This window comes from Methanofollis tationis, from assembly GCF_013377755.1.
GTDB classification, from domain to species: Archaea; Halobacteriota; Methanomicrobia; order Methanomicrobiales; family Methanofollaceae; genus Methanofollis; species Methanofollis tationis.
In genome coordinates this window covers 1,856,995-1,869,425 of record NZ_JABXWR010000001.1, presented here as the reverse complement: position 1 = coordinate 1,869,425, position 12,431 = coordinate 1,856,995, and the positions used below count along the sequence as shown (strand labels likewise).

Sequence of the window (12,431 nt, the reverse complement as noted above, 5' to 3'; positions counted from 1 at the left end):
GCCCTGTTTCTCCTTTCTGCAAATCTAGGTTGGATTCAGGGCCAAATTATTTTTACAGAAGATTCGTTACACTGTCCCGAGAACACTTCACAGATCCTCAGGCAGCAGCCCCCTCCCGCCGCCTGTCTTGCCGACCACCAGAGCCTCAGGGAGACCGCACTCGGTATCGCGGAGAAATACAGGCCGGACACCGCACTCGGCCCCCACCTTCATGATCACCGGTGAAGATACTGTTATCCGGCGCGGTCACCCACCTACTGCTATGAAGATCGTATGTGCAATCGCGCCGGACAAATTTCGGGATGAAGAGGTGCTGATCCCTCTGCGCCTCTTTGCAGATGCCGGCATTGAGACGGTGATCGCATCGACCCGCGCGGGTACCTGCGAAGGGATGCTCGGGGCCTCGGTGGAGGCGTCAGTGCCCTTTATGGCGATATCTCCAGACGATTACGACGGCATCGTCATCGCCGGCGGAATCGGTTCTCAGGACCATCTCTGGGGGAACAGCGATCTGGTCACTCTTGTGCGGTCCTTCGCCTCTGCCGGAAAAGTTGTCGCGGCGATCTGCCTATCTCCGGTCGTTCTTGCACGGGCCGGCATTCTTTCAGGGAGAAAGGCAACAGTATTTTGCAGTCCGGGCTCCACGATTGAGATGAAGCGGGGCGGGGCGACACAGGTGGACAATGATGTGGTGACTGACGGCAGGATCGTGACGGCAAACGGGCCGTCTGCATCAGAAAACTTTGCAAAAGCGATTATAGATCTTCTCTCCATTTGATCTTTTTTTTTGCCTTCAGGGGCGCCATACCTTCCCACGCACGCACAGGGGAGGGAAAAATACCCTTTACTGATATCATGGCAGGCGATATTTTTTTAACGAAATGTATCTCTGATGCAATTCTTGATTATTCCATAACAAATATATGTCTTGTTGATTATGAAATTAAACGGGACGTGGGAGCGGATATGCCTTGGAGAGTTCAAAACTGAACATTCGCAATCAGGAGATCGCACACCTGCACCAGGCCATTGACCCGGCCAGCGACGGTGTGCTGCTGATCGATCACGAGGGCGTGGTTATCTATGTCAACGAGGTGTTCAGGGAGGATTACGGCCTTTCACCCGAAGCGTTCATCGGAAGAGATGCCATCGAAGTGATCGAGTCTGAAATAGCTCCACTCTTCCAGAACCCCGAAGGCTTCATAACAAAAATTGAGGCCATTTATCGAAAGGGGCGCGACGCGGGAGGACTGGAGTGGGCGATGCGGGGAGAGAAGATCAGGTGGATCGCCTACTCCAGCGAGATCGTCAGGCACGGCCCCCTGAAGGGCTCCAGAATCGACCTTTTCAGGAACCTTTCCCGGACAAAGGAAGTTGAAGCTGCACTCCATATCTCCAGACAACTCAACGAAGCGCTCACCGCCACCCATGGCCTTCCCGGATGCAGGACCACTCCCAATCTGGCGATCGTCTCAGCGGACGAGCCGTTTCAACGATTGTTCGGGGTCAGAACAGGATCAAGCACCATTGCTGACCTCATATCCCCATCCATCGTCGGAGATCTCGGACAGCGCCTGGCCACCCTCACACCGTCAATGCCGGAAACCAGAATCCAGGAGGAGCGGGGAGAGTGGAGAGTATACGGTCTTTTTGACGATGAGGGTATCCTCTCCGAGCTTGAATGGTCCTGGCATGCCCCGGGCGGCAGAAGTATAGAAACGGGCGTTCAGAACCCGACACAGAACGAAGAGTCGTTGATACTCAGAGAAGATAAAAACGGCATGATCGTGTCTTTCGACGGGACATACCAGCATATGACCGGCATCGTTCCCGAAGAACTGCAGGGTACGGCGATCCTTTCCGTCGTCTCTCCCGCCGAGAGGGAGGCGGTATCCCGGGCTCGTCAGGCCATCACCTCAGGCCAGTTTCTTTCGGTGGAGTGCGCATGCCACCTCTCGCTGTCGGCATCCAGAGGAGAGACGCTCCCATTTGTCGTGCAGATCTCCCCTGTGAAAGACAGAGAAGAACGCCCTGACGGATTTCTGTGGATCGCCCGCCCTACAGGCGACAGGGTCAGCACGCGCTCCGGGAACACGCCCTCTGTGGGGAGGGCACGTTCTGCCCGGGGCGAGATCCGGTGCCTCAAAGCGCTGCTGCAACTCTTGCAGGACGAAGAAACATCAGAAAAAGTGCTCCTATCAGGTGCGGCGGCGACGATCTGCAGCGATGTGCCGTGGATCCAGGGAGTCAGCATCCAGGTAGAGGAGGGCTTTACCGTCTCTGCAGGGGCGGAAGAAGGGGAAAAGGCAGTCTTCCTGCTCGGACGCAGGGCGCCTGCAGGCGAAATGGTCTTTCACATCACCAGAGACGCGGGCGAAACCGCAGCCCAGGCCGATGTCCTTAAAGCGATCGTTGAAGCGGTATCAGGATACCTCAGCAGAAATATTGCAAATAAAGCAGCAAAATCTCAGGAACAATCCTATCTGACCGTTTTTGAGACCACTGGCACGGCTTCCTTCATGCTTGAACGCTCCCTCAGGGTGGTCACGGCAAACCAGGAGTTTCATCGGTTTTTCAACCTGAAGCCCGAAGATATCCAGAAGGGGATCGAATGGACGGCCCTTGTCCCTGAAGAAGAACGCTCACGGATCAGAAAATACCACGAACTCAGGCGTGCCGATCCGGGCAGTGTCCCTTCGACCTACGAGTGCAGGGTGATCGCCGGGGACGGCATGTCACGAGACGTGGTGGTCAACGTCTCCCTGATCCCGGGAACCGAGCGGTCGGTGATCTCTCTGCTCGACATAACGGCGAAGAAAGAGACCGAGTTCGAACTTCGGGAGAGCGAGCAGCGCTACCGGTTGATTGCGGAGAATGCAACCGACATCATATTCACGTTGGGTCCTGACCTCACCTTCACCTACGTCAGTCCCTCCTTTGAGCGGCTTATCGGGAGACCGGCCGCAGGAGTGATCAATCACCCGATCACAGAATTTTTGAGCCCTCAATCTTCGTCCGTCTTCTCAGATGCCGTACAGGGGATCCTCGCACCAATCAGCCCCGATGAGTCGGCGGCATCACAGGTGCTGGAGGTGGAGGCGATCCGGGCCGACGGAGAGGGGATCTGGATGGAAGTACAGATCAACGCCCTCAAAGAGGAGAACGGATCTGAGGTCGGCCTGATGGGCGTGATGCGCGAGATCAGCGAGAGAAAAAACGCTGAAGAACGGGAGATCAGGTACGTCAGCGAACTTTCTTTTCTCTCCAGTGCGGCGATGAGTTTTGTCGAGCTCCCGCCCGAAGAGGAGATCTATCGGTTTATCAGCGAACATCTCTGCGAGATCCTGGATGAGACACTCGTATTTGTGGCAGATTATGATGAGGTGGACGACGCCCTCTATCTGAGGGCGATTTCAGGTGTCGATGAGGATGAAAACCCGCGCCTGTACTCTCTTTCACGGAGCATCAAAGGGATGAGACTCGCTCTCCCTGAAGAGGTAAAGGTCGAGTTAAAAGGAGGGATGCTGATCCCGTTGAGTGAAGGAACGGTATCCAGCACCCTCGGCAGCCCTGCATGGTCGCTTGCCCGGACGTTTGTCCGAGGGGGCCAGGGTCACTATGCAGCGATCGGAATTGCACGGGGTGAGACGCTCTTCGGGTGTGTGATCCTTTTCCAGAAAAACGAGATCCAGATAGAGAAGATATCGACGATCGAGACCTTTGCCCACCTCTCATCAGTCGTACTCCAGCGGCGGCAGCTTGAAACCGAATTAGAGTCCGAGCGCTCCCATCTCAAGCACATCCTCTCCTCAAGCCCGGTCGTGATCTACGCCTCTGAGGTCCCACCAAACGGAGAGGGCGGCATGGGCCCGATCACGTTTGTCACCGAAAACATCACGGCGCTGCTCGGCTACGAGCCGCAGGAGGTGATCTATGATTCGTCGTTCTGGACGGGCCGAATACACCCCTCAGACCGGCAGCGTATCCTGGAAGAGGAGGTTTCAACGCTCCCGGATGAGGGGCGCCTGACGCTGGAATACCGGATCAGACACAAAGACGGGAAATATCGGTGGCTCCACTCAGAAGTGAAACTTCTCCGGGACGAGGACGGGAACCCCTCTGAGGTGATCGGCTCTGCGATCGACATCTCTGAGAGGAAGCGGATCGAAGAGGCGCTCAGGGTGATGGACAGCGCGATCACCTCGTCCATCAATGCGATCATCATCATCGATCTTGAAGGCGACCTCGTCTTTGCCAATAATTCGGCTCTGAGGCTCTGGGAATATGACGACATCAAAAGGGTGATAGGAAAACCGCTCGATCGCTTCTGGCTGCCAAAGAAGAAGATCGCCAGGATCCTGGAGAAGATCGATCAGGACGGCGGATGGATGGGAGAACTCGTCGGCAAAAAGAAAGGAGGAAAAAAATTCAATGCAAGCGTTGCAGCGAGCATGGTCTCCGACGAAGAGAACGATCCCCTCTGTATCATGCTCTCCTTCGTTGACATCACCGAGAAAGTCGAGATCGAGGAGGAGCTGGCGCGCTACCGCGGTCATCTTGAAGAACTTGTGATTGAACGCACAGAGAAACTGACCGAGTCAAACGAAAGGCTCAGGGCCGAAGTGACCGAACGAAAACGTGCGGAAGAGGAAATCCGGGCGCTCAGCACCTTCAGGGAGCGTGTCATCGAGAACACCACCATGCTGCTCACCGTCACCGATCTGGACGGGAACGTGACAGTGTGGAACCGTGCCGCCGAGGAGATCAGCGGTTATGTCAGGGACGATGTGGTGGGCGGCGACAGAGTCTGGAGTCTCCTTGTGCCCGAAGATGAGAACGGCCAGCATATGATCTCGACGATACTGACAGAACTCAAAAAAGAGGGGCAGGTTGAGAGTTTCGAGGCGAGGATCCGCGCAAGAAACGGCGACGAGAAGATCCTCCAGTGGGGGGCACGGATCCTGGAGGACGCCGCTGGCCAGCCCATCGGCGCGGTTCACATCGCACAGGACGTCACCATACGGCGGCGGATGGAGAGGGCGATCAGAGAGAGCGAGGCACGCTACCGCGCCGTCGTCGAGGATCAGACCGAATGGATCTGCCGCTTCGGGCCAGACCTGCAGATGACCTTCAGGAACGCAGCGTTCTCCCGTTCGTTCGGCCTCAAAACATCCCCGGGATCCTTCAGAGATATTCTGCCTGCCGGTTTTGACGACCTGCTCGCTTCTCTTGAGAGTGGTTCATTGCAAAGCGGGCAGATAGTCAGGATTGAGGGGAAGGTCAGACGCGACAGCCAGAAAGAGCGCTGGCACCAGTGGAGTGTCCGCGCCATCCCCGCATCTGACGGGTCGATCGCCGAGTACCAGGCGATCGGGAGAGACATAACCGAGGTGAAGATTGCTGAGGAAGAGTTTGTCAGAACAGAAAAACTTCTCTCTCTCTCAGATCTTGCCGGCGGGATCGCCCACGACTTCAACAACGCCTTAACCTCGATCATGGGCAACCTGAATCTGGCCAAGATGAAGGTCGCGCCTGATGATTTCATATACCACCGTCTGAGCGATGCCGAGACTGCCACGGCGCGCGCCGGGGAGATCACAAAGCAGCTCTTCAGTTTCTCAGACCGCTCCACGCCTGAAAAAGAGACGATCGACATGGCCGACCTCATCCATGAAGCGGCCTCCTACTCTCTGCGCGGCTCGAAGAGCAGGTGCAGACTCGATCTCGAAGCCGCGGCGATGCCGGTGTACGTCGACGCCGCCCAGATACTCCAGGTGCTCCAGGCCCTGATCGTCAACGCCGAACAGGCGATGCCCGGAGGGGGGCTGGTGACGGTCGCCGCCGCGCCTTTCGAGGTAGCAGGGGACGACCCCATTCCCCTGCCAGCAGGCGCCTATGTAAGGGTCACCGTGCATGACCATGGCACCGGCATCCAGCCCGAGTACCTGGGGCGGATCTTCGATCCCTACTTCACCACCAAGGAGCACGGCACCGGCCTCGGTCTCGCCGTGGCCCTGCCGATTATCAAGAACCATGGGGGCTGGCTTGACGTCGCCTCCACACCCGGGGAGGGTACGAACTTCCTCCTTTATCTGCCAGCATCGGCAAACGGTATAGATGTGAAGGCCAAGCCAGAAACGGTTCCTTCGACCGGGATGGGATCGATTCTCCTGATGGATGACGAGGCAGGAATCCTTGACACCACGAGCGACATCCTCAGATATCTCGGCTATACCGTCACGACAGCAAAGGACGGCGAAGAGGCCGTGAAGCGCTTTGAAGAGGCGCTGGAGGCAGGAAAGCACTTTGACGGCGTGATCCTGGATCTCACGGTTCCAGGCAAAATGGGTGGTCTCGAGACGCTGGAACGCCTCAAAGAACGGGATCCAGCGATAAAGGTCGTGGTGTCGAGCGGTTACCTGAACGATCCGATCATCAGAAAACCTGAGAAATATGGGTTTGCCGCAAGCATCTGCAAGCCCTATATGGTCCATGAACTGGGCAGAGTGCTCCAGGAAGTACTCTCCATCTGAACTTTTTTCATCATCCTTATTGCGCCGGGGAGTACATGTGTCCTTGCGCGAATGACAGACGAACCATCAGATGATCCCCGGAAGGAGGCGTTTGCCCTCTATGAAGAGGGGCGGTACCAGGAGTCGATCAGGGTGTGCACCAGGACGCCAGGGGACGCCTCTCTTGCCATCCTCGTCGCCAAAAACCTTGTCTCGCTCGGCGAATACGAAGAAGCAGAGGCACAGGTGCGAGATCTCCTGGTGAAAATGCCTGAGTCTTCCTATCTTCACAGCTTTCTCGGCGGGGTGCTCGCCGCCAGGGGTGCAGACGGCGCAATTGCAGAGTATGCAGAGGCAATCCAGCTCGATCCAGGAAACGAAGAGGCGCTTCGCGCCTACTCGGCCTATTTCACCGGCTCCGGCGATCACCGCTCGGCCATCCCCCTGCTCTCGGCGCTTGCCCGCCTCTCGGGAAAGCGCGAGGATGCCATAGCGCTGGTGCGCAGTCTGATCGAGGCGGGAGAGGGAGAAGAGGCGCTTCTCGCATATGAGGAACTTCTCGGGGGCACAGGGGCCGACGTGGATTATATCGACGCCCTGATGGTGGCCGGCCGCCACCGGGAAGCCGCGGCAGCGTCGATCAACGCCTTCAGGGAGAGAAGGGATCCGACGTTTCTGCGCCAGTACCTTGCCGCCGTGGCGGCATTCGACAGGAAGGGCGCATTGAAACTCTTCCCCCACTTCTTAAAAGACTGCCCGGACGACGACCTCGCCTTCGACCACGTCCTCCTCTTAAAGTCGGAGGGACACTGCAGGGAAGCGCTGGAAAGGTGCGAGGCGCTCATCGCCCGGAACCCCCACCCGATCTACCAGCTTGTGGCCTGCGAACTCATCGCCGCCACCGGAAGCACCGACCTCGCCCGGCAGGGCTACGAAGGGCTGATCGGAGAGGAGATGCACCGTATGGACGATCCGGAAAGCCTGGGCATGGTGATCGAAGCATATGAGGGATTTTTAAGAAAGACATTAAACCCTACGACCGTCCCCCCGTGTTACCTGGCCACGGTCTCGTCTGACGCAAACGTGGTCAGCCTCATCAGGACAGGACTGTTCTATGCCTCTTTCGGGCAGACGACCGAGGCTGCGGAGTGGCTGTACCGCGCATACCGGCTTGACTTCCTCAACGGCGGCATCGAATACGCCCGGTTCCTCGCCGGGCAGGGGGAGATGCGTGAGTACGAGAAGGTGCTCATGCACATCCTCTCCAATATTAAACGGGACGCAGACCTGGTGAGGGTGGCCGAAGCGGTCATCGACGCCGGCACCGACTGGAAGGGTATGCGCCGGTTGATCGATGCCCTCATCGACCGCTTCTCCGCCGCCGTCAGGTCGCTTGGACCGGGCGGGATCGAGGTCTTTGCACGCATATATCTCCGCGCGGCAGAAGAGGCGTTTTCAGTCGGGGAGTATGCCAGATGCAAGGAGTGCTCACTCCGCGGCCTTGATATGGCGCGGAAGAACCCGGAAATATTCTTCGACCTGATCAGGCGCTGCAAGGAGGCGACCGTCGCCGAGAGGCCGGCCCTCCCTCTCCGAAACACGAAACCTTCCGGGCCTTTGGAGGAGACAGCGCCCGATCTCGGACTGGACGAGCGGGAAGAGGCACTCGTCGCCTTTTTACGGCAGCACCGCGAGAGCAATGAGGAGGAACTCCGCAAGGTGCTCGGCACGCGCCGGGTGAGCGGAGCGATTAACCGCCTGATCAGAAAAGCCTCCGACGCCGGTGTCACGCTCATCGAGAAGAGAGGGATGGGAGAGCACGGCGAGGTCTATATCTACTGCGGGAAGTGAAGCGATGGACGGAAACAAAGCAGAAAGCATCGGGATCATCAACGCCCTCAGAAGGGGAACCGTTCCGGCGTCCGGGCTTGAACGGCTTGCTGTCGGTCTTGCGGTGGAAGAGCGGGTGATCGGTGGGCAGCTCGACTATACAGCCTCCGGCGGGGCCGACGTAAAGTTCGTCCGCGGGGAATACGGGAGCGGAAAGACATTTCTGGTGGCGCGCGCCCTCGAAATCGCCCGGAGTAAGGGGTTTGCGACAGCCCATGTGATGATCTCCGGGGACACGCCGCTCCACAAACTCAGCGCCCTGTACTTCCGCATCCTCTCCTCCCTGCGGACGGCCGAGCACGAACACGCCCTCAAGGAGATCGTGGACAACTGGATCTTCTCCATCGAGGAGCGGATCATCGAGGTAGAGGGCGCTGCCGAGGAGGACGAGGCCCTCGAAGCAGGAACGGTGGCGCGGATCGAGGCAGCGCTCGCCGACATATCGACGGTGAACCCGGCCCTTGCTGCCGCATTGCGCGTCTATTATACGGCGAACAACGCCGGGGACTTTCCCCTCGCCCAGGCGGCGCTCGGCTGGCTTTCGGGCGAACCCCATATCGGCCGGGACTTCAGGCGGGCGGCCGGTGTGAAGGGGGAGGTGGACGACATATCGGCTTTTGTCTTCCTGCAGGGGATCGTGCGGATCGTCAGGGCGGCCGGATACGCCGGGATTGCCGTCGCCGTCGACGAGGTCGAGACCGTGCAGGCCCTGCCTTCGAACCTCCGCGAGAAGGGGTATAACAACCTCCGCCAGATCGTCGACGCCGTCGACCGCGGGGAGATGCCCCACTGTTACTTCCTCTTCACCGGCACGCCGGCCTTCTTCGAGGGCTCGAAGGGGATCAGGTCGCTCCCGCCGCTGTACGACCGCCTGCGGGTGGTCGGCACCGACGGCGTCGCAAACCCACTGCAGGCGCAGATCGTTCTGCGGCCATTCGACATGGACAAACTGGAGGAAGCGGCCCTGAACGTCTCCGGCATCTACGCCGACGCCGCATCCCCGGTGGACCGGAGCCGGATTTCCCACCGGTTTATCAGGTCGATGATCGACCGGATCACCTCGCGCTTCGGCGGGCGCGTCGATGTGATCCCGAGGATCTTCCTCCGGGAGTTCGTGGACATCCTGGACAAGTGCGAACTCTACCCGGACTATGACCCGTCTTCGGCCTATGCCTTCGACGCCGGGAAGGTGAAGGGAGAACTGCGGGAAGAGGAAGAGGTATTCCTCGAGGTCGAGTTGTAAAGGGAGGGCGTTTATAGCCCGCGGCTCCCATCTCTTCTGATGACCGACGCCAGGAATAAACAGGTCTATCTTTCAGAGATCGCCGACGGGGACCGCGTCGACGATCTCTTCCTCGTCCTGAGGCGAGAAGTAAAGCGGAAGAAAGATGGAAACCCCTATATTTTCGCCATCCTCGCCGACCGCTCCGGGACGGCGCCCTGCACTATCTGGGGAACGGCAACCTGCGGCGAAACGCTGCTTGAAGCCTGCGCAGCCCTCGAAGTGGGCAGGGTGTTTCGCATATCAGGAAAGGTCTCTGCCTTTAATAGTTCCCTGCAGATCAGCGTGAATGAGGGCGTCGAGTACCTGGGGCAGCCGGTCCCGGAATCAACGATCGAACCGGCAGATTTTGTCAGGATGAATACTGACATTGACGCCCTGAAACGCGGGGTCCTGGACCTGATCGCAACGATCGCCGATCCCGCCCTGAAAGACGTGGTGCTGGAAGCGATCTCGGGTGCAGACGGTTTTTTCGAGAAACCTGCAGCGAAAGGGCGGCATCATGAATACCCGGGCGGGCTTGCCGAGCACACTCTTGAGACGGCGAGGATTGCAGCGGCCGGGTGCGACGCCATCGATCTCGGATCCAACCGGGACCTGATCATCGCCGGCGCGCTCCTCCACGACATCGGCAAGGCGTTCTCCTTCGAACGATCAGGCCTGTGCTTTGTTGCGCGGCCCGAGTACGACCTGGTCGGGCATATCAGCCTCGGCGTCACCTACCTGGAGCGGTTCAGATCCCGCCTCCCACCCGCCCTCTTCTCGCACCTCACGCACATCGTCCAGTCGCACCACGGCCCCCACGGCGAGGTGGCCTGCCAGACACCAGAGGCATGGACCGTCCACATCGCCGACTATGCAAGCGCCACGCTGCGCGAGGTGGCGGACGATCAGGCCGCGCTCGAGCCCGGGTCAGGGACGCGGACCGGCAGAAAGTCCGGCGGGCCGGTGTGGCGGTTCTGAGCGGCGTTCGTCCCCTGTGCGTGCGGACAGGAGATGCAGCCAGGGTACGGCTCTCTCCTGATTTCACCCTTAGGATCATTCTCTGACGTGCCTTTTCCCTGATCGCTCACGTTGGAACGTACTGCCTCCGGTTGTACCCCCTGACCTTCCGCACACGATTGGACCAGGAAAGCAGCACAATAGCCAGAAGGGGCTACACCCAGCACCCCAAATCGCAATGGGCAGGGGGTCAGTGGGGCGGCCGGCCCCCGCTCAGGCGCACCGATCCACGGTCATCTCCGGATCCCCGCGCCGGGGGTTGCACCCCCGGACCCCTGCACACGATTTGGGGCAGGAAGGCAACACGGGATCTACAAGGGGCTATACCCGGCACGCCGATCAACCGTTCGTTCACGCGAAGCCGCGAAGAAAAGAAGCCCTGGGGGTGAAGAGCAAAAAAAGTATTCAGTCTTTTTTCCGCCTGCGGATCCTGACCGACTCCCCATGGGCATGGAGCCCCTCGGCGGTGGCAAGCGTCTCGACGACCCCGCCAAGCCATTCAAGGCCTTCCCTGTCGATCATCTGGACCGAGGAGGTCTTGCAGAAGTGGTGGACGTCAAGACCTGAGAAGACCCGGGCGAAGCCTGCCGTGGGAAGGACGTGGTTGGTCCCCGAGGCATAGTCGCCGAATGCGACGGCGGTATACGGCCCGACGAAGATCGAACCGGCGTTGTGGACGGCGTTGAGGGCCGAGAGCGGGTCGGCAACCTGGATGGAGAGATGCTCCGGGGCGACATCGTCCATGGCAGTGATCGCCTCGTCGAGATCGGCGGTGACGACATACCCCGAGTTCCCGAGGGCCGCCTCAATGATCGAGCGGCGCGGGGCGTTCTTCATCTGGCCTTTGATCTCGGTGCCGACCTTTGCGGGCAGCGCCGGGTCGGTGGTGATGAGAATGCATCCGGCATGGGGATCGTGCTCGGCCTGGGCAAGGATATCCGCGGCGACGAAGGCCGGGTCAGCCGTTCCGTCGGCCAGGATGCCGATCTCCGAGGGGCCGGCCGGGAAGTCGATCTCGGCATGCTCACGCAGCATCATCTTCGCGGCGGTGACATAGACGTTGCCGGGTCCGACGATCTTCTGGACCTGATCGATACTCTCGGTCCCGAGGGCCATCGCAGCGATCGCCTGGGCGCCGCCGACGCGGTAGCACTCGTCCACGCCGGCGATGTCAAGGGCGACAAGGGTGAGGGGGTGGACCGGCGGCGGGGTGCAGACGCAGATCTCAGGGACACCGGCCACCTGTGCCGGAACCGTGGTCATCAGGGCCGTCGAGGGGTAGGCCGCCCGTCCGCCCGGGACATAGGCGCCGATCCGGTCGAGCGGGGTGGTCTTGACGCCGACGATGACGCCGGGCTCCACCTCCTCAAGCCAGAGCGAACGGTTGCGCTGGAGCTCGTGGAACCTCCTGATATGCGCCTCGGCTTCGGCGAGGCTCTCGATCAGGGAGTCTTCCACCTCCTCGTACGCCCCCTCGAACTCTTCCGGGGTGATGGCGAGGTCTTCGAGATCGATCCGGTCGAACTCTTTCGTGAACCGGTAGAGCGCTTCGTCGCCGTCTTTCCGCACACCCTCGACGATCGCAGCGACGGCCGCGCTCACGCCTGCAAGGTCTGAGCGCCGCCGCTCCTGCCATTCCTCAATATCCAGCGCCTTCCACATGGTGCAGATAGGTTGGTGGCGGCACCATTAAGACTTGCCATGGCAGGAGTTAACCAATATAAATTAACCAAAACACACGATCA

7 protein-coding genes are annotated in these 12,431 nt (G+C 59.5%); 5 read left to right on the top strand and 2 right to left on the bottom strand.

What is annotated here, in order from left to right:
• Positions 1-87: 87 nt before the first annotated feature.
• Positions 88-213 (bottom strand): hypothetical protein, encoded by a 126-nt coding sequence (locus HWN36_RS12170; RefSeq protein ID WP_281361657.1) that lies wholly within the window; start codon positions 211-213, stop codon positions 88-90.
• Positions 214-262: 49 nt separating this feature from the next.
• Here HWN36_RS12170 and HWN36_RS09730 point away from each other — a divergent pair, with 49 nt between their 5' ends.
• The 5 genes from HWN36_RS09730 (at position 263) to HWN36_RS09710 (ending at position 10,647) form a co-directional block, all read left to right on the top strand.
• The gene (locus HWN36_RS09730; RefSeq protein ID WP_176789157.1) at positions 263-778 is read left to right on the top strand and encodes a DJ-1/PfpI/YhbO family deglycase/protease; all 516 of its coding nucleotides are present in this window, start codon (positions 263-265) and stop codon (positions 776-778) included.
• 193 nt (positions 779-971) lie between these two features.
• Positions 972-6,533, top strand: a complete 5,562-nt coding sequence (locus HWN36_RS09725) for a PAS domain S-box protein (protein ID WP_176789156.1) — start codon at positions 972-974, stop codon at positions 6,531-6,533.
• A gap of 51 nt (positions 6,534-6,584) precedes the next feature.
• The gene (locus HWN36_RS09720; protein ID WP_176789155.1) at positions 6,585-8,363 is read left to right on the top strand and encodes a tetratricopeptide repeat protein; all 1,779 of its coding nucleotides are present in this window, start codon (positions 6,585-6,587) and stop codon (positions 8,361-8,363) included.
• A 4-nt stretch (positions 8,364-8,367) separates the two neighbouring features.
• Positions 8,368-9,645 (top strand): BREX system ATP-binding protein BrxD, encoded by a 1,278-nt coding sequence (brxD, locus tag HWN36_RS09715; protein WP_176789154.1) that lies wholly within the window; start codon positions 8,368-8,370, stop codon positions 9,643-9,645.
• Positions 9,646-9,684: 39 nt separating this feature from the next.
• Positions 9,685-10,647, top strand: coding sequence for an HD domain-containing protein (locus tag HWN36_RS09710; protein WP_176789153.1), 963 nt, complete (start codon positions 9,685-9,687; stop codon positions 10,645-10,647).
• A gap of 444 nt (positions 10,648-11,091) precedes the next feature.
• On the opposite strand, the gene hisD is transcribed toward HWN36_RS09710, so the two are convergent.
• Positions 11,092-12,348, bottom strand: a complete 1,257-nt coding sequence (hisD, locus tag HWN36_RS09705; RefSeq protein WP_176789152.1) for a histidinol dehydrogenase — start codon at positions 12,346-12,348, stop codon at positions 11,092-11,094.
• Positions 12,349-12,431: the final 83 nt, after the last annotated feature.

Bases quoted from the DNA above. Each gene is read 5' to 3' on its own strand.
- HWN36_RS12170 (WP_281361657.1), bottom strand. From the start codon at position 213: ATGAAGGTGGGGGCCGAGTGCGGTGTCCGGCCTGTATTTCTCCGCGAT.
- HWN36_RS09730 (WP_176789157.1), top strand. From the start codon at position 263: ATGAAGATCGTATGTGCAATCGCGCCGGACAAATTTCGGGATGAAGAG.
- HWN36_RS09720 (WP_176789155.1), top strand. From the start codon at position 6,585: ATGACAGACGAACCATCAGATGATCCCCGGAAGGAGGCGTTTGCCCTC.
- brxD (WP_176789154.1), top strand. From the start codon at position 8,368: ATGGACGGAAACAAAGCAGAAAGCATCGGGATCATCAACGCCCTCAGA.
- HWN36_RS09710 (WP_176789153.1), top strand. From the start codon at position 9,685: ATGACCGACGCCAGGAATAAACAGGTCTATCTTTCAGAGATCGCCGAC.
- hisD (WP_176789152.1), bottom strand. From the start codon at position 12,348: ATGTGGAAGGCGCTGGATATTGAGGAATGGCAGGAGCGGCGGCGCTCA.